At 71.6% G+C, this 18,380-nt stretch carries 13 protein-coding genes; 1 reads left to right on the plus strand and 12 read right to left on the minus strand.

Features of this window, described 5'->3' with window-relative positions:
• Positions 1-15 precede the first annotated feature (15 nt).
• The 6 genes from IE273_RS06045 to IE273_RS06070 all read right to left on the minus strand — a co-directional run bounded on the left by IE273_RS06045 (position 16) and on the right by IE273_RS06070 (position 7,295).
• The gene (locus IE273_RS06045) at positions 16-1,608 is read right to left on the minus strand and encodes a monocarboxylic acid transporter (protein WP_189814085.1); all 1,593 of its coding nucleotides are present in this window, start codon (positions 1,606-1,608) and stop codon (positions 16-18) included.
• On the minus strand, positions 1,605-2,060 hold the full coding sequence (locus tag IE273_RS06050) for a DUF485 domain-containing protein (protein ID WP_229887097.1): 456 nt from the start codon (positions 2,058-2,060) through the stop codon (positions 1,605-1,607). Before IE273_RS06050 ends, IE273_RS06045 begins: the two co-directional genes overlap by 4 nt.
• Before the next feature lie 162 nt (positions 2,061-2,222).
• Positions 2,223-2,912, minus strand: a complete 690-nt coding sequence (locus tag IE273_RS06055) for a response regulator transcription factor (protein WP_189814087.1) — start codon at positions 2,910-2,912, stop codon at positions 2,223-2,225.
• A complete protein-coding gene (locus IE273_RS06060; protein WP_189814088.1) occupies positions 2,909-4,060 on the minus strand; it encodes a sensor histidine kinase in 1,152 nt (383 codons plus the stop codon). Before IE273_RS06060 ends, IE273_RS06055 begins: the two co-directional genes overlap by 4 nt.
• A complete protein-coding gene (locus tag IE273_RS06065; RefSeq protein WP_189814089.1) occupies positions 4,057-4,608 on the minus strand; it encodes a DUF1453 family protein in 552 nt (183 codons plus the stop codon). The genes IE273_RS06060 and IE273_RS06065 overlap by 4 nt, the downstream gene beginning before the upstream one ends.
• Before the next feature lie 563 nt (positions 4,609-5,171).
• Complete coding sequence (locus tag IE273_RS06070) at positions 5,172-7,295, minus strand: DNA gyrase/topoisomerase IV subunit B (protein ID WP_189814090.1); 2,124 nt, start codon at positions 7,293-7,295, stop codon at positions 5,172-5,174.
• Positions 7,296-7,735: 440 nt separating this feature from the next.
• Between IE273_RS06070 and IE273_RS06075 the strand changes: the two genes are divergently transcribed.
• Positions 7,736-7,966, plus strand: a complete 231-nt coding sequence (locus IE273_RS06075) for a DUF7455 domain-containing protein (protein WP_053655192.1) — start codon at positions 7,736-7,738, stop codon at positions 7,964-7,966.
• A gap of 99 nt (positions 7,967-8,065) precedes the next feature.
• On the opposite strand, the gene IE273_RS06080 is transcribed toward IE273_RS06075, so the two are convergent.
• The 6 genes from IE273_RS06080 to IE273_RS06105 form a co-directional block, all read right to left on the minus strand.
• Positions 8,066-8,920, minus strand: coding sequence for a serine protease (locus IE273_RS06080; RefSeq protein WP_189814091.1), 855 nt, complete (start codon positions 8,918-8,920; stop codon positions 8,066-8,068).
• Positions 8,921-9,040: 120 nt separating this feature from the next.
• Positions 9,041-10,573, minus strand: coding sequence for an RNA polymerase sigma factor (locus IE273_RS06085; RefSeq protein ID WP_189814092.1), 1,533 nt, complete (start codon positions 10,571-10,573; stop codon positions 9,041-9,043).
• Between the two features lie 435 nt (positions 10,574-11,008).
• The gene (locus IE273_RS06090; protein WP_189814093.1) at positions 11,009-11,896 is read right to left on the minus strand and encodes a FadR/GntR family transcriptional regulator; all 888 of its coding nucleotides are present in this window, start codon (positions 11,894-11,896) and stop codon (positions 11,009-11,011) included.
• Between the two features lie 162 nt (positions 11,897-12,058).
• The gene (locus IE273_RS06095) at positions 12,059-14,812 is read right to left on the minus strand and encodes an ATP-binding cassette domain-containing protein (RefSeq protein ID WP_189814094.1); all 2,754 of its coding nucleotides are present in this window, start codon (positions 14,810-14,812) and stop codon (positions 12,059-12,061) included.
• A gap of 162 nt (positions 14,813-14,974) precedes the next feature.
• Positions 14,975-15,733, minus strand: a complete 759-nt coding sequence (locus tag IE273_RS06100; protein ID WP_014675471.1) for an NUDIX hydrolase — start codon at positions 15,731-15,733, stop codon at positions 14,975-14,977.
• 152 nt (positions 15,734-15,885) lie between these two features.
• On the minus strand, positions 15,886-17,802 hold the full coding sequence (locus IE273_RS06105) for a glycogen debranching N-terminal domain-containing protein (protein ID WP_189814190.1): 1,917 nt from the start codon (positions 17,800-17,802) through the stop codon (positions 15,886-15,888).
• Between the last annotated feature and the right edge of the window lie 578 nt (positions 17,803-18,380).

Genomic DNA, 18,380 nt, shown 5'->3' on the forward strand with positions numbered 1-18,380 from the left:
GGGGTCCCGGCCCGGCTACACGGCCCCGGCCCCGGTCAGCGAACGCACCTCCGTCTCGGCGTACTTGGCCTCGTCCGGAACCTCGTCCGAGGTCACCGTGCCCAGCCAGCCGGCGAGGAAGCCGAGCGGGATGGAGACGATGCCCGGGTTCTCCAGCGGGAAGTACTGGAAGTCGACGCCGGGGAACAGGGATTCCGGGCTGCCGGACACCACCGGGGAGAGCAGCACGAGCCCGATCGCCGGGAGCAGCCCCCCGTACACCGCCCACACCGCGCCCCGCGTGGTGAAGCCGCGCCAGAACAGGGAGTAGAGCAGGACCGGCAGGTTCGCCGAGGCGGCGACCGCGAAGGCGAGGCCGACGAGGAAGGCGACATTGAGATCACGGGCCAGCAGGCCGAGCCCGATCGCCACGACCCCGATGCCGACGGCCGCGCACCGGGCCACGGCCACCTCGCTGCGGTGCTTGCCGCGCCGTCGGCGCAGTGACGCGTAGAGGTCGTGGGCCACCGAGGCCGACGAGGCGAGCGTGATGCCCGCGACCACCGCGAGGATCGTGGCGAAGGCCACTGCGGCGACCACCGCGAACAGCACGGTGCCCCCGGTCGAGCCCGCTCCGCCGCCGAGGTCGAGGGCGAGGAGGGGCACCGCCGTGTTCCCTGCCGCGTTGGATCCGCGTACGGCCCCCGGCCCCACCACCGCCGCCGCCCCGAAGCCGAGGACGATCGTCATCAGGTAGAAGCTGCCGATCAGGCCAATGGACCACACCGCGGAGCGGCGGGCGGCCCGCGCGGTCGGCACGGTGTAGAAGCGGGCCAGGATGTGCGGCAGCCCGGCCGTGCCCAGCACCAGCGCCAGCCCCAGGCTGATGAAGTCCAACCGGGCGTTCCAGTCGCCGCCGTACTTCAGCCCCGGCGCGAGGAACGCCCGGCCATGGCCGCTGCGCTCCGCCGCCGTGAGCAGCAGCCGGTCGACATCGCCGTGGAAGCGCAGCAGGACCAGGACGGTCAGCACGACCGTGCCGCTCAGCAGCAGGACCGCCTTCACGATCTGGATCCAGGTGGTGGCCCTCATCCCTCCCAACGACACATAGATCACCATGAGCGCGCCGACACCGATGACCGTCCATGCCTGGGCCGCGCCGCTCGTCCGCCCCAGCAGCAACGCCACCAGACTGCCCGCGCCGACCATCTGCGCCACCAGATACAGCACGGACACCGTGACCGAGGACGTTCCCGCGGCGATCCGCACCGGCCGCTCGCTCATCCGGGCGGCCACCACGTCGGCCAGCGTGAACCGCCCGCAGTTGCGCACCAGTTCCGCCACCAGGAACAGCACGACCAGCCACGCGACGAGGAACCCCACCCCGTACAGCAGCCCGTCGTACCCGTACAGCGCGATGAGCCCGCTGATCCCCAGGAAGGAAGCCGCCGACATGTAGTCGCCCGCGATGGCAAAACCATTCTCCATCGGGGAGAACAGCCGCCCGCCCGCGTAGAACTCCTCCGCCGAACCGTGCCGCCTGCGGCTCACCCACGTCGTGATCGCGAGGGTGACCGCCACGAACCCGCTGAACAGCAGCAACGCCGGCGTTTGATGATCACCGGTCACGAGGCCCCTCCCTGCGCTCCGCGGGCCAGCTCCTGGGTGTCCCAGCGCAGCTCCAGCGCGGCCCGGTCCCGGCGCAGCCGCGCGTGCCGGGCGTAGGCCCAGGTGAACAGGAACGTGGTGAGGAACTGCCCGAGCCCCGCGAGCATCGCCACGTTCACCGCCCCCACCACGGGCCGGGCCATGAGTCCCGGCGCGGTCGTGGCGGCGACCACGTACGCCACGTACCACACCAGGAAGGCCGTGACCCCGGGCACCACGAACCGCCGGTACCTTCCGCGCACCTCCTGGAACGCCTCGCTCCGCTGCACCTCGACGTACACATCGCGGGCGCGCGCCGCCGCCGCGCCGGGCTCGGCACGCGCGGGCGGCACGGCCGGCGCCGGCATGCCCGCACCGTCCAGCTCGCCCCAGCCCGAGGCCGACGTGTCGTACCAAGGGTCCTCGGGTGCCACGTCGCGGGAGGACGCGCCGTCGTCTTCCTGATTCCCGGCCGATCTCTCGGGACCGTCCCCGACTCCACGATGACGACCGTTGCTTGACTGCATGCCCAAGGATGGACAGAACAGGAAGTTCCCTGACTCTTCTTCCTCCGGCTCTTCACCCCATCAGGTGATTCACCCCGTGGGTGGCCGCACCAGCCCCTTGCTGTAGGCATACCGCACGGCCTGCGCCCGGTCCTTGAGACCCGTCTTGGCAAAGAGGTTGTTGATGTGGGTCTTCACGGTCGCGGTCGACACATGCAGCCGGCGGGCGATCTCCTGATTGGTGAGACCTTCGCCGATCAGCACCAGGACCTCGGTCTCGCGCGTGGTCAGCCCGTCGGGTGACTCGCCGGCCGCGGGCACCGGCACGGGCTCGGCCTGCGACAGCCTCTCCAGCAACCGTCGCTGGACACTCGGCGACAGCCCCGCGTCCCCCGAGAGCACACTGTGCACGGCACGGACGATCTCGTCTCCGCCCGCGTCCTTGGTCAGGTAACCCCGGGCGCCGGCCCGGAGCGCGGGGAACAGCGAATCGTCGTCCGCGTAGGTGGTGAGCACCACGACCTGCGTGCCCGGGTACTGCGCCCGGATCCGTCGGGTGGCCTCCACGCCGTCGCAGCGGGGCATCCTGAGGTCCATCAGCACGACGTCCGGGGCGAGTTCCCCGACCAGCCGCACCGCCTCCTCCCCGTCTCCCGCGGCCCCGACGACCTCCACGCCGGGCAACAGCCCGAGCAACATCACGATGCCTTCACGGACCACGGTCTGATCGTCGGCCACCACCACCCGCGCGGGCTTCCTCTCCCCTTCCGTCTCCGTCATACGGGCACCTTCAGCGTCACCACGAACCCCTCCTCGTCCGGTCCCGCGTCCAGCGAACCGCCCAGCAGTTCGGCGCGCTCACGCATGCCCAGCAGACCGTATCCACCTCCGGATCCGTTCAGTTCGCTCGCTTCGCCGCCCGAATCCCGTACATGCAGCGTCACTTCGTGCTCGCTGTAGTCGAGCCGCACGGTCACTTTGGCGCCCTGCGCGTGCTTGCGGACGTTCGTCAGCGCTTCCTGGGCGACCCGCCGCACCGCCTGGGACGCCTCGGCCGGCAGGGGGCTGCGTTCACCTGTGACGGTGACCTCGGCGCCGTCGGCCGTGCTGACGAGTTCGGCGAGGAAGTCCTCCAGCGGGGTCAGCTCGCCCCGCAGCGCGGACAGCGCCTGCCGGGTCTCGGCGAGGCCGTCGCGAGCCATGCCCCGGGCGGCCACCACCCGTTCCAGGATCCGCTCGCGATCCGCGCCGTTCTCGATCAGCAGCCGGGCCGCCTCCAGGTGCACGAGCTGCGCCGAGAGGCTGTGCGCCAGCACGTCGTGGATCTCCCGTGCGATGCGGGCGCGCTCGGCCAGTGCGGCGGACTCCGCCTCGGCCGCGCGGGCGGCGCGCTCCTGGGCGAGAAGACGCTGCGCGCTGGCCCGGGCTTCCGCGTCCAGCCGCAGGACGTACCCGGCGAGGGCCATGCCGGCCACAGTGGCCGCCGTGGTCAGCCAGACGTCGTTGGTGAACGCGGAGTACGAGGCCAGCGCCACCGACGCGACGGGGACCGCGGCCCCTAGCGGCAGCCGCTCCAGCGCGCCGACTCCACAGCCGCACCAGATCACCAGGGCCGGCCCTGTGAACCCCGTGGCCTCCGCGGCGACCGCGATGCCCAGGAGCACGCCCATGAGCGCGAGGGAGGGCACCAGCCGGTGCTCGTAGGTGGTCCGGAAGAAGGTCCAGGAGACGAGGCCGGCGAGGAGGATCCCCACCGCTGCCGCGAGTGCCTCCCACAGACCGACGTTCCTCTGGCTGAAGGCGCCCCACAAGAGCACCGCCAGCACGAGCAGTCGGACGACCCAGACGAGCATGCGCCGGGGACAGGTGGTTCCCGAACGGCCGAGCGCTTCGCGTGACGGCCAGCGTGTCCAGGCGTTCTCTGTCACACGCGCTCCTTCCACGCCGGCCGCTCGTCGTCACCGTACGCCGGAGCGGGGCGGCCCTTGGTGGGGTGGCCAGTGGTGGGGTGGCTCGGGGCGCCGACGGACTGGGCCCGCCAGGTCAGGATCCCGCCGCGGACCAACAGGGTGCCGGCGAGGCCGAGCATCAGCGCGGAGCTGTCCTGACGCACGCCGAGAACGGAGCCGAGGGCGAAGACGCCTGCTCGCAGGGCTATGCCCACGATCCATACAGCGCCGCTCGCCTTGCTGCTCTTGGTCCATACGACGCCGTCCGGCGCGATCCAGATACGGGTGGTCCAGCCCCAGCCGACGCCGGTGACCAGGCCGATGAACAGCTCCACCACGAGCAGTACGGCGGATTCGGCGCGATGGTGGGCGTCGAGGATGCCGGGCTCGCGCAGTGAGACGACGGCCAGGATCACGGGCAGCAGCCACCAGCGCCGGTCCGTGTCGATCGCCCGGGCGCGGAACTGCCGCGCGATCACTATGGCGACCACGGCAACGGTCACCAGCACGTTGACGAGCCCGGCCATCTGGACCTCCGTGAGCGAGAGGGCGGTATCGGAAGCGAGTGCTGCCGACGCCTTCGAAGCTACGGAAGTCCGCAGGCCAGGGGATCGGATCCCGGGTGGATCACGGGTGGAACCTGGAACCGGCCGACCTCCACCCAGGGGTGGAGAGACCCTCAGGGGCGAATGGGGGGCTGATGGGGGGTGGCTGTCAGGGGTGGGATCGGGGCGACGGTGGTGCGGGACGGCAGGCCAGGGCAGGCGGGGCCACTGGCGGGCTGGCCGCCGCGAGCTGGCGACAGCGGACACCCCGCCGCCCGCGCCGGCCACTCACACCGTCCGGCCCCGGCTCACCCCGAAATGCCCCGGCGGGCGTCCGCTCGGCTGCGACCCGGAAACCCCCGACTGCCGCCCCCTCCCCGCCTGCCCGGCGGGACCCGCCTCCAAGCGAGCCCCGCCTACGCCATCGCCCCTCCCGACAACGGACGCCACACGGAAGCCCTCCCCCGAGGCACCAGCCCTCACCCCGGGACACCACCCCCGTCAGCCGAGCCCCCGCCCCCGTCCGTCAAAGCCCGGCGCAGCGGCTACGCGTCGATGCGTGACCGGTCCAGCGTCGCCGCCGAGCTGGAGATGAACTCCTTGCGGGGTGCCACGTCGTTGCCCATCAGCAGGTCGAAGACCTGTTCGGCGGCCTCCAGGTCGGAGAGGTTGATGCGGCGCAGGGTGCGGTGGCGCGGGTCCATCGTGGTCTCGGCCAGCTGGTCGGCGTCCATCTCGCCCAGACCCTTGTAGCGCTGGATGGAGTCCTTGTACCGGACGCCCTTGCTCTGGAACTCCATGAGCTTGTCGCGCAGCTCGCGGTCGGAGTACGTGTAGACGTACTTCTCCTGCCCCTTCTTCGGCTGGATCAGCTCGATGCGGTGCAGCGGCGGCACCGCGGCGAAGACCCGGCCGGCCTCGACCATGGGCCGCATGTAGCGCTGGAACAGCGTGAGCAGCAGACAGCGGATGTGGGAGCCGTCCACATCGGCGTCGGTCATCATGATGATCTTGCCGTAGCGGGCCTGGTCGATGTCGAAGGTGCGGCCCGAGCCCGCTCCTATGACCTGGATGATCGCGCCGCACTCGGCGTTCTTGAGCATGTCGGTGACCGACGACCGCTGCACGTTGAGGATCTTGCCGCGGATCGGCAGCAGGGCCTGGAACTCGGAGTTCCGCGCCAGCTTCGCCGTGCCGAGCGCGGAGTCGCCCTCGACGATGAACAGCTCGCTGCGGTCGACGTCGTCGCTGCGGCAGTCGGCGAGCTTGGCCGGCAGGGACGAGGACTCCAGGGCCGTCTTGCGGCGCTGGGCGTCCTTGTGCTGGCGGGCCGCGACCCGGGTGCGGGCGGCCGCGACCACCTTCTCCATGACCACCCGGGCCTGGGCGGCGGCATCGCGCTTGGTGGCCGTGAGGAACGCCTTCAGTTCCTTGCTGATCACGCTGTTCACGATGCGGCGGGCCGCCGAGGTACCGAGGACCTCCTTGGTCTGGCCCTCGAACTGCGGCTCGGCCAGCCGGACGGTGACGACGGCGGTGAGGCCCTCCAGTGCGTCGTCCTTGACGATGTTGTCCTCGGCCACGCGCAGCATCTTCTTGGCGCGCAGCACATCGTTCAGCGTCTGGGTGAGGGCCTGCTCGAACCCGGCGACGTGGGTGCCGCCCTTGGGGGTGGCGATGATGTTGACGAACGACCTGACGGTCGTGTCGTAGCCCGTGCCCCACCGCATCGCGACGTCGACACCCAGCTCACGGGTGACCTCGGTGGGGGTCATCTGACCGTGTTCGTCCAGAACCGGGACGGTCTCCTTGAAGGTGCCCCTGCCCGAGAAGCGGAGGACGTCGCAGATCGCCCTGTCGTTCGCCAGGTACTCGCAGAACTCGCTGATACCGCCGTCGAAGCGGAACGACTCCTCGCCCTTGCTGCCGCCCTCGCCCAGGCCGAACTCGTCACGGACGACGATGGTCAGGCCGGGCACCAGGAACGCGGTCTGCCGGGCCCGCTGGTGCAGGTTCTCCAGGGACAGCTTGGCGTCCTTGAGGAAGATCTGCCGGTCGGCCCAGTAACGCACGCGCGTGCCGGTGCGCGTCTTGGGGATCTTCTTGGCCTTGCGCAGACCGCTCTTGGCCTCGAACTTCGCGTCGGCACCCTCGGCGGAGAAGGCTCCGGGCACGCCGCGCCGGAAGCTGATGGCGTGGGTGTGGCCACCGCGGTCCACCTCGACGTCGAGACGGGCCGAGAGGGCGTTGACCACGGAGGCACCGACGCCGTGCAGACCGCCGGAGGCCGCGTACGAGCCGCCGCCGAACTTGCCGCCGGCGTGCAGCTTGGTCATGACGACCTCGACGCCGGACAGGCCGGTCTTCGGTTCCACGTCCACGGGGATGCCGCGGCCGTTGTCGCGCACCTCCACGGAGCCGTCGTCGTGGAGGATCACCTCGATGTGGTCGCAGTAACCGCCCAGGGCTTCGTCCACCGAGTTGTCGATGATCTCCCACAGGCAGTGCATCAGACCGCGGCTGTCGGTCGAGCCGATGTACATGCCGGGGCGCTTGCGCACGGCCTCAAGACCCTCAAGGACGAGCAGGTGCCGCGCGGTGTAGTTGGAGCCGTCCCGGTCTGCTCCTGCCAGCAGCGCTGTGGACGGCACGGACGTATCGGCGGTCACGCGGTTCGCTCCTCGCTGAATTTCAGATGGCCCCCCTTTGGGTAAGGGGGCGGCTTCGGTCGCCGCACAGAGGGTACCGAGCCCTGGTAGAGCCGGTGTAACGCCACCCTCGTCGGCACCTCACACTAGTCCAGGCTCGCATGCCTGTTCGATCCCTCGTTGGAGTGAAGCACACATCACGTTCCCTTCGAGGCATGAACCATTTAGGCTCCGGGCACGTCCTCATGAACAACCGGCAACCCGGCCGGGAGGACCGAGACAGCAAGACAGCGCGAACCCGTACGCATACAAGAGACGCAATACGGCACATTCGCCGCCAACCGGCAGCAGACAGCCGCCCCGAAAGATTTTTTCGAGGAAAAGCCACGAGCGGGAACGTTTTCGGGCTGGTTGGATGTTGACCCTGGTACGACAGCTCGTCGAGCTAGAGAAGAGGCGACGTGACTACTGTTCTGACCCCCGCGAGCCCGTTGACGGCCGCCGATCGCTGCGACCGCTGCGGCGCCCAGGCATACCTGCGCGTCGTCCTGCTCAGCGGCGGAGAACTGCTCTTCTGCGCCCACCACGGTCGCAAGTTCGAGCCGGAACTCAAGAAGATCGCCGCTGAGATACAGGACGAGACGGAGCGGCTGACGTCCGCTCCGAACACCGCTTCCGACGAAGAGCGCTGAATCTCGCACCACGACGAGCCAGCCCCGGCACAGGCCGGTGAACGGGCGGCCGCTCCTCACCAGGAGTGGCCGCCCGTGCTCATACCCGCGGACGCTCGCTCACGAGCGCCCGGAAGGCTGGGTCCCCGCGGCCGGCCGCAGGGCTCGTACGATCTCGGAGACGCGCGTGTAGACCCCGGGAAGCCCCGGCCGTCCACAGCCGCTCCCCCACGACACGAGGCCGATCAGCCGTCCCCCGGCCACCAGAGGGCCGCCGCTGTCCCCCTGGCAGGCGTCGGGGCCTCCGCCGGCCTCACCGGCACAGAGCATGGTGGCGGCCCGGTAGGCGCCGTCGGGGCCACCCGGAAAGGCGCGGGCACACATCTCGTCGGGCAGGACGCGTACGCGTGCGGCATGGAGCCGGTGGGCGTAGGACCCTGCGCCCGTCGTGTCCCCCCACCCGGACACCAGGGCCCGCGTGCCCGGTGCGTACGCCGGATCATCCGCGCCCGCCATGGCGACGACCGCGCTCTGCGGCAGCGGTCCGGCGAGCCCGAGGACCGCGAAGTCCCCTGAATGGGTCGTGACGTCGTACGCGGGATTGAGCCGGACCTCCCGTACGGCGATCTCGTCGCCCTGCCCCGAGAGCAGGTCGGTGCGGCCCGCGATGACCTTGAGGTCACGCACACGGTTCGGCGGTGTCCCGAGGGCCTCCTCGGACAGACAGTGGGCCGCGGTGACCACGGTGGTGCGCCCGACGGCCACGGCGCCGCAGAACTGGCCCGCCCGCATACCTCCGAACCGGTCACGGCTGGCCAGCGCCACCGTCCACGGAGCCTGGGAGACGTCGATCGGGAACCCTCCGACCACTACGCTGTCGGAGACGGCGGGAGCAGCGCTCACCAGGGGTATCGCGGTCACGGTGGCCGCCAGGGCCAGCGGCCGGATCAGTGCCCGGACAACGGAACGGCGCATGCATGCTCCTCACTCTGGGTCCTCCTGGGACACCCAGAGTGATCCACAACACCAAAGCGCGCAGCACGAAGGCCCGGCTCCCGCGAGGGGACCGGGCCTTCGCCGTCGTACGACCGCGACCTAGTCGAGGTAGTCGCGCAGCACCTGGGAACGCGACGGGTGGCGCAGCTTCGACATGGTCTTGGACTCGATCTGGCGGATGCGCTCACGCGTCACGCCGTACACCTTGCCGATCTCGTCGAGGGTCTTCGGCTGACCGTCGGTGAGACCGAAGCGCATGGAGACGACGCCCGCCTCGCGCTCGGACAGGGTGTCCAGCACGGAGTGCAGCTGCTCCTGCAGGAGCGTGAAGCTGACCGCGTCGGCCGGGACGACGGCCTCGGAGTCCTCGATGAGGTCACCGAACTCGCTGTCGCCGTCCTCGCCCAGCGGGGTGTGCAGCGAGATGGGCTCACGGCCGTACTTCTGGACCTCGATGACCTTCTCCGGGGTCATGTCGAGCTCCTTGGCCAGCTCCTCCGGGGTGGGCTCGCGGCCCAGGTCCTGGAGCATCTGGCGCTGCACGCGCGCGAGCTTGTTGATGACCTCGACCATGTGCACCGGGATACGGATGGTGCGGGCCTGGTCGGCCATGGCGCGGGTGATCGCCTGACGGATCCACCAGGTGGCGTACGTGGAGAACTTGTAGCCCTTGGTGTAGTCGAACTTCTCGACCGCGCGGATCAGACCGAGGTTGCCCTCCTGGATGAGGTCCAGGAAGAGCATGCCGCGGCCGGTGTAGCGCTTGGCCAGGGAGACCACCAGACGGAGGTTGGCCTCCAGGAGGTGGTTCTTGGCACGGCGGCCGTCCTCGGCGATGATCTCCAGCTCGCGCTTGAGCTTCGGGGCGAGCTTGTCGGCGTTCGCCAGCTTGTCCTCGGCGAACAGACCCGCCTCGATGCGCTTGGCCAGCTCGACCTCCTGCTCGGCGTTGAGAAGGGGGACCTTGCCGATCTGCTTCAGGTAGTCCTTGACCGGGTCCGCGGTGGCACCGGCCGCGGCGACCTGCTGCGCGGGCGCGTCGTCCTCGTCCTCGTCGGACAGGACGAAGCCGGCGCTCTCGGCACCCTCGGGCTCGTCGGCGACCTTGGTGTCCTCAAGAACCTCGTCCTCAAGGAGCTCGACGTCGTCCTTCTTGGCCGTGGTCTTCTTGGCGGCCGTCTTCTTCGCGACGGCCTTCTTGGCGACCGTCTTCTTGGCGGTCACCTTCTTGGCGACGGCCTTCTTGGCGGATGCGGCTTCTTCGGCGGAATCGGCTGCGGCGGGCGCCGCGGGGGCGGCCGTGGTCGTGGTGGCCTTACGGGTGGTCACCGTCTTCGCCGCGACCGTCTTGGTGGCGGTGCGCTTGGCGGGGCTCTTCGCTGCGACGCTCTTGCGGGTGCGCTTGGGCTCTGCTGCACTGACCATCAGCGTCACACCCTCTTCCTCAAGGATCTGGTTGAGGCTGCGCAGTACGTTCTTCCACTGAGTGGCCGGAATCTGGTCAGCTTCGAAGGCCCGACGCACATCGTCGCCGGCGATCTGCCCCTCAGCCTTTCCCCGCTCAATGAGCGCCATGACAGAGACGGACTCGGCGATCTCCGGCGGGAGCGTACGGGATGTGCTGGCCGACACGAACAACCTCTCGGAACGTTGGAAAACGGCTTCCGGCACCGTCCAGTGAGGACAGGAGCCGACCACCGGCCTGGGGATGGGCCGACGGCGCGGGCGGGGGCCGGGAAGATGCACAGCGCCTGGTTCGGCGTCCGTATTCCCTCCGCGGCTGTCACCTCTTAGGTCATCGCGCTGTCTCCACGAGCGTTACGCCCAATCTGCGTGGCCCGAGTCACACCCCGTAAGCAGTCAAAGACGGTCAAACACGTGCAAACGAGATCGTCCTTGGCCTTCGAACCATCCGCACCCACGACCAGAGGTTCCCGTCACCGCCGGACCCGGCCGGACTCCAGACGGTCCGGCGGGGTCCGGCGGCGGCCGGTACCCGGGCCTGGTGCCACCGCGAGTACCACGAGAGCGCCGCACACCGGCGACCGCACCGCGTTCCTCGCGAGATCAGTGCTCGCGCGGGGCGGGGACCACGCGCTCCACCTCGGGGTGGACGGTGAGGAGCTGGCGCATGGCGGTCTCCGCCGCCGTGCCGTCGCCGGTACCGAGCGCGTCGACGATCCGCGCGTGCTGCGCGAGGGACGCCTCGTTCGGCCGGTCACAGCCGGTGACCGGGCCGCCGGAGACCTGGAGCGCCGCCGAGACGATGCCGGACAGGTGCTCCAGCATGCGGTTGCCCGCGATCTGGATCAGCAGCGTGTGGAACTCGGTGTCGGCGCGCGAGTAGGTGAGCGCGTCGCCCTGGGCCAGCGCGTGGCTCATGATCTCTACCATGTCGCAGAGGCGCTGCTGCACCTCCTCGCGTCCGTGCCCGGCGGCGAGACGGGCGGCGAGCGGCTCGATCGTCCAGCGCAGCTCGCTCAGTTCCCGGCGCTGGTCGTCGCGCTGCGGCCCGAAGGCCCGCCACTCGATGATGTCCGGGTCGAGAAGGTTCCAGTCGCTGACGGGACGCACGCGCGTGCCGACGTTCGGGCGGGCACTGACCAGGCCCTTGGCCTCCAGGACGCGGAGGGACTCGCGGACGACGGTGCGGGAGACCTCGAAACGCTGGCCGATCTCCTCCGGCACCAGCGGACGGTCGGCGCCCAGGTCACCGGAGACGATCATCTGTCCCAGCTGCTGTACGAGTTGGCCGTGCAGTCCGCGTCCGCGGCTGCCCGAGGCCCGCCTGCCGACACGGCCCAGCTCGGGGTCCCCGCCGTCCCAGGCAGGTGCGCCGACGCGGTCGGTCACCGGGGCCTCGGCGTAGGGGTAGCGGTCGAGTTCGCCCGGGCCGGCCAGACCGGAGTCTGTGGAGCGGGCGGCGGTCATCATGGTGTGCGCAAGGGTACTCACGGATCCTTTGTCGGCGCCGCCTTCAACTCCCTTGAGGTCTTTGGTGAAAAGCACACGAAAGGGTGATCGCTCACGGCGTCGCAATTGACGCCTTATCGAAAAGAAATGGGCCTTCGTCGAGGAGTTGTGCACACAGCGAGAACGAAAACGTACGGACGGTTGTCATCGGAACCGGGTGCGCAGCGCTGTGAGCAGGTACGCGCACAGCAGTGCAAGCAGCGACAACGCCAGCGCACCCCCGACAGGTTGGGCCAGGACCCGCACGGCCGCGACCAGGTACCGCTCCCCTCCGAAGGGCCACCGCAGCAGGAAGACCTCCCGCATCCGCACCGGGAAGTCGGCCGCCATCCGTACGGCCGGACCCTGCATCGCCTTGTGCACGAGGGGCACGACGAGGACGGGCACGGCGAGGACGGCGGCCAGTCCGGCCGTCGTGGACCGGAACACACCGGCCGCCAGCACACCGGCCCAGGCACAACCGACGACCAGCCCGAACCAACTCGCGGTCAGCGAGAGCCAGTCCGCGGGAACGTGCGTCAGCTCCCGTCCGTAGACGATGTAGAGCACTTCGGCGTCGCAGCCCACGGTGAGGAAGGCGAGCAGCATCGCGGTGGCTCCGGAGACGAGCAGTTTCGCGGTGAGCAGCCCCAGCCGGCGGGGCACGGTGCCGCGGTCCGCCGCCAGGGCGGGGTGGCGGAACTCGTCCCCGAAGGCCAGCGCACCGAGCAGTCCCGCCGCGAGCGCCGCGGGCGGCAGCGGCAGCTCCCGCGGCCACGCCGCGAACAGCCGCGCCTGCGGGGTGTGACCGAGCCGCGCCAGGAGTACGGCGATGAGCGCGGACACCACCAGTACGGCACCGCAGGTGAGGAAACCGGTGCCGATTCCGCCGGCGCGCCGGATCTCGTAGCGCAGGGGGCGGAGGGGGCTGCGGGCGGGGCGGACGGAGATCGGGGGTGGGAGGGCGGAGGCGGCGGGGAAGGAGCGGACACCTTCGGTCCGGGCTGCCCGGCCGGTCCGCTGCTGCCGGGCGGCCGGATTCCTGGCCCCGGGCAGGAGGGTACGGGTGCCGGCGACGGTCGCCGTGGGCGTGCGGGTACGTCCGGTCTGCGGTTCGGAAGCCGTGGCGACTCCGCCGAGGCCGGAGTCCGGGGTGGCCGCCGGGTCGGTGGACCGGCCGCCGGTGGCCCTGGCGTGCGTATCACCGGTGTCGGCACCGGCCGTGTTCTTCTCGCCGGACGCGGTGACCCCGCCGTGGCCACGGGTATCGTCGGCGGCTGCGCCGGCCGACGGCGCGTCGTGCGCCGTAGCGCCGGAGACGACCAGCGGACGTTCCGCCGCGCCGCCTTGGTCGAGGCCGCGGCCGGACGCAGTCCGCTCGCCGTCGGCGGTCCGCCCGCGCTCCCGCGCCGCGAGCCCGGGAGCCAATGGGCCTTCGCCGACCGGGGAGAGTCCACGCACGGCCCGCTCATGCTCCGGCGCCGAGGAGTCGAGGGTGTGTCCCCGCCGTCCCGAAGGCTGCCCGGCGATGGTCGTGCCGACCGGCGAGTGCCCCGACGCCGCGGTGTCCGGCTCGGGCGCGGATCGGTCGGAGGTTGTCGCGCGGGCCTCGCCCGTTGCCGCATCGGCCGCCGGGGCGCGTGACTCCACCGGCGGCTCCGTGGCGCGCGAGTCCGCCGCGCGGAGGGCAAACGGTGCGGTCTCCTCGGACACCGGCCTCGCGCGTTCGGGCGCCGTCGGCAACTCGTCCACTGTTTCACCCGGGTTCCCGGCCGAGTCGCCGAGCGCGGCCGAGCCTGGTTCGAGCGCGGAGCCCGGGGCGGGCTCCGGCGCCGGGCAGCCCGGCACGGTACGTCGGCGACGCGCCCACGAAGGGCCCGCCGACGCCTGCTCCGGCTCCTCGTACGGAGCGTCGGGCGCCGCCGGTTCCGATTCCGCCGGGGTGTGGTCCTGCCGGGTCTCCCGGGCCGCCGGCGACGAGTCCGGGACCGCCGGGAGGGGCTCGGTGGAACACACCCCCGCGTCGCTCTCAGTACCGGCCCCCGGCCCCATGTCACCCACCTCGTCTGCCAGTTGGTGGACGAGGATGCCGTGGCGGAACGCGATCTCGCCGACGTCGGCGGTCGTGGTGCCGTACACCGACAGGCGGTTGCCGCCCTCGCGTACGACCTCGACGGAGCGGCGAGTGGTGCGCGCGTCCTTGGCGAGCAGGGCCGCGAGGCGTACGGCGTGGGGGCTGCGGACGGCCACGCGGGGGCGAAGCCGGTGGCGGGCGAACGCCCTTGCTTCCTGGTCCGCGACGACTCTGCCGGCGTCGAGCGTGACGACCCGGTCGGCGGTGCGTGCGGCCTCCTTGGTGTCGGCCGTGGTGAAGAGCACCGTGCCGCCCTGGACGGCGTGGGCCCGCAGCATGCTGTGCAGCCACTGGGCCTCACGGGCGGAGAGACCGTCGGCGGGTTCGTCGAGGACGAGCGTGTGCGGGTCGGGCAGCAGGGCGCAGGCCAGGCCGAGTCTGCGGTCCATGCCGCGCGACAGCGTGCCGAGGCGTTCCTCGCGGAGGCTGACGAGACCCACCGCTTCGAGGACCTCGTCGGCCCGCCGCGCGGGGACTCCCGACGCCGCGCACAGCATGCGCAGATGACCCCGGACCGAGCGGGACGGGTGGCCCGGTACGTCGCCGAGGAGTACGCCGACTTCCCGCGACGGATGTGCGATCCGGTGCAGGGGCCGCCCTTTGAAGTAGGTGATGCCGAGCCCGGGTTGGAGCTCAAGCATGAGTTTGAGCGCCGTCGTCTTGCCCGCACCGGCGGCCCCGAGGAGCGCGGTGACATGCCCGGCGCGCGCTTCGAAGGAGATGTCGTCGACAGCGGGCGGATGCGCCTTGCGGGGATTGCTGGTCAGTCCGAAGGCCTGGATCACCTGAAGCAAGATAGCGCTACATGTCTGGTTTTCCCGGTATAAGGCGACTTGCGCAAACATGCCGCGTGGTCTAGCTCCGATCTTGTACGCCGTTCGATGGACTCGGGGCTTCGATGGACTCGGGGCTCAGTACGGCCGCGCAGGCGGGCCCGCCGCCCCGTCTCACACCTCGGGGCGCAGCATCGGCGGGTTGAGCAGGGTGGCGCCGCCGGCCCGGAAGAGCTGGGCCGGCCTGCCGCCCTGGCGTGTGGTCGTACCCCCTGTGGGGACGAGGAAGCCGGGTGTTCCGGTGACCTTGCGGTGGAAGTTGCGCGGGTCGAGGGCCACGCCCCACACCGCCTCGTACACCCGGCGCAGCTCTCCGACGGTGAATTCGGGCGGGCAGAAGGCGGTGGCCAGCGACGAGTACTCGATCTTGGAGCGGGCGCGTTCCACTCCGTCGGCGAGGATCTGCGCGTGGTCGAAGGCGAGTGGCGCCACGGGTTCGCCGTCGCGGCCGTATCCACCCTGCTGGAGCAGTTCCTCGACCGGAGCCCAGCGCGCGTTGCTGGCGTCACCGCCGGCGCGCGGTGCGGGCAGGTCGGGCGCGAGCGCGAGATGCGCGACGCTGACCACGCGCATACGCGGGTCCCGCTTGGGGTCACCGTAGGTGGCGAGCTGTTCCAGGTGGGCTCCGTTGTCCTGAGCCGGGACCGAGGGATCGTGGGCGCACAGCCCGGTCTCCTCGGCCAGCTCGCGCGCCGCCGCCTGGGACAGATCCTCGTCGGCCCGTACGAAGCCGCCGGGCAGCGCCCAGCGCCCCTGGAACGGGGGCTCGCCCCTGCGGACCGCCAGCGCGCACAGGGAATGGCGGCGCACGGTCAGCACGACCAGATCCACGGTGACGGCGAAGGGCGGAAAGGCTGACGGGTCGTAGGGCATGCCGCGATCATAGTCGTCTTCCTGACGATAAACACTCCCTTCGCCGGTCGCACCGATGGCGATTCCGCTTGGCTCCGGAACAGGGCGCGGAACCGGCTCTCCGTCCGTCGATCCAGTGCCGTCGTACGAGGTCACCGCCTGTTCCGCGGGTGTCACGCTCCCAGTTGCAGGCCGTCCGCCGCCTCTTCCACCATGGCCAGTCCCAGTCGGCTGATCCGCACGGCGAAAGGGGCGCCCGCGACGCGCAGGCCGCTGAGTCCGAGTTCGCCGAGCGGGGCGCTGCGGACGGGGCGCAGGGTGACGGTGCGGGCGGGGGCGTCGGGACGGATGCCCGCGAGGACGGTGAGCAGCAGGACCACGGAGGCCGCGGCGGTGGCCGCCGGACGGCAGGCGGCGGGGTGCGGGAGGGGCGCGGTGCCGGCGGAACGCTGTTCCCCGGCGAACATCTCGGGCAGCCGGTGGCCGAAGTGTTCCGCCGCGTCCAGCAGCCCGTTCAGCAGTCCGGCCGCCTCCTTCTCGTATCCGGCCGCCGCCAGTCCGGCGACCGCGAGCGCCGTCTCCTGGACGCGCACGGCCCCGGTCCGGTGGCCGAACGGATTGTGGCCCGCCTCCTTGGTGCCGAGGCCGCGCAGTCCCCAGCCCGCGTCCATGGCGGGGGTGGCAAGCAGTCGGGCGAGGTGTGCGGTGTGCACCTTGTCGAGCAGGCCCGGGGCGAACATGCCGGCGCCGAGCAGCCCGGTGTCGAGGAGGTGGACGGCGGTGGCGGCCAGGTGGGGCACGGGCCGGCCGTCCGGCGTCAGGGCCATGGCCGGGCGCCCACCACTGCGGTCCTCCACCCAGAAGTCGGCCCGGAAGGCCGACCGCAGGGTCTGGGCCCACTGACGCAATTCCGTGGCGCCCGGTCTGTCGTAGGCGTCCAGAAGGTCGGCACCGAGCAGGGCGGCGCGATGCGCGTGAGTCTGGGTCTCGCAGCGGGCCGGTCCTGCGGGGTGCGGGTCGGAGAGGTAGGTGCCGTCGCGGACGGTGGTCCGCAGCCAGGTCAGGCAGCGCTCGGCCGAGGGGAGCAGTTCCCGTGTCTCCTGTTCGGACAGCCCCCAGCGGCGGGCCTCGGCGAGCAGGACGGGGAAGAGCAGTGTGGCCTCCGTCGCGGTGCAACTCGGCGGGAGATGCGGGCCGGCGTCGCGTCGGGGGCCGGGGATCAGGCCGGCCCGGGGACCCGGACCCGGGAGCTGGGTACGGGCCAGGGTGCGCAGGGTGCCCGCGGCGAGGCGAGTGCCCAGGGGCAGCGTCATGCGGGCGGCGGCGAGCGCCTCGGCCGGGGCCATTCCGCAGCGCCAGGGGGCGCCCGCCGCGAGGTAGGTGTCGGAGGGGTGTGCCGGGTCGCGCAGGAGCAGTGCCTGGAGGTCGGCGACGGCCGAGTGCAGCAGCGGGCCCACCCGGGGGTCGTCGCCGGCCGCCCGGGCGGGGGTCACAGGGCTGGTGGCGGCGTGTCCCGCGGCCCGCAGGGGGCCGGCGCCCTCGGGCCGGACCCGCAGCTCCACGGCAGCCGTCCCGCCCGGTGGCAGTTCCAGCTCCCAGCGCAGCAGTCCGGCGGACGCCAGGGCATCGGCGGGCGGCGGGTCGGCGGTGACGCAGGCGGCGACGTCGGCCTTGGCCCAGCGCAGACCCGAGTCGTGGACGCTGGCCGGGAGTTCGGGGCCTGCCGCACCGGCGGCGATGGCGCCGAGTTCCGCCAGGTCGGTGCCGAAGGCGACCTCGACGGGCAGGCGCAGCGGACGCGGGGCCGCGCTGCGAAGTGTGATCCTTTCGGTTCCGTCGGCGTGACGTGTCCGTTCGACGACGACATCGGGGTCGGGGCCGGCCGCTGCTGAAGTGCGCAGCGTCCCCACGAAGCGGGCGCTGTCGGCTCCGGTCATCCTGGCCTGCACCGGCAGCGGTTCACGGCCTGCCACGCGGACCTGGCACCGGGACAGCAGCCGCCTGCCGCCCCGGTAGAACCCGTCCAGTCCCCGGCCTGCCAACTGCCCCGACTCGCCGGAGATGGCGAGGCCGGGCAGGGCCACGCACATCAGCGCGTCGTGTGTGGGCGGCAACTCCGGCACCGGGCGGCTGACCGGAGGTGTACGGGGCGGCGCAGCCGCGGCGGGACGGCGAGGCCGGGAAGTGACGGCGGACGGGGGGCTGCCCTGGGCGGCCGGGGCGAGGGGACGGATGTCCGCGCAGGAGGTCGGTCGAAAGTCGGCTGCCCTCGGTGTGCGGGGGCCTGCGCCGTCCGTCAGGAACGGCTCGGGCCTGCTCCGGGACGGACGTTCGCCGGCGGTGGAGGGCGGAGTCGGCTGCTGGTGCATGGGCTGGCTTCTTCTGCGCTCGGTGTGCCTCGGACGTGCTGGGCGGCCGGTGGATCGCCCCGGAGGGCAGGGGGGTGCGGCGGCTGGACCGTCCAGGCTTTCCGCCACTCAGGTGAACGGCAGGGGACTCGTCCGGGTCACGGCTCTCCCGGTGAAGCCGACCGAATGGTGGCGGGACCGGTCGGCGAGGGTGGCCGTCAGGGCACCTGGTGCCGACGCGACCGGTCCGCAGGAGGCCGTCGGAGCACCCTGAGCCGATCGGCCTCGATGCCTCGCCAGGAGTGAGCTGCCGGGATACC

The sequence above is a fragment of the Streptomyces olivaceoviridis genome (genome assembly GCF_014650115.1).
GTDB lineage: Bacteria > Actinomycetota > Actinomycetes > Streptomycetales > Streptomycetaceae > Streptomyces > Streptomyces olivaceoviridis.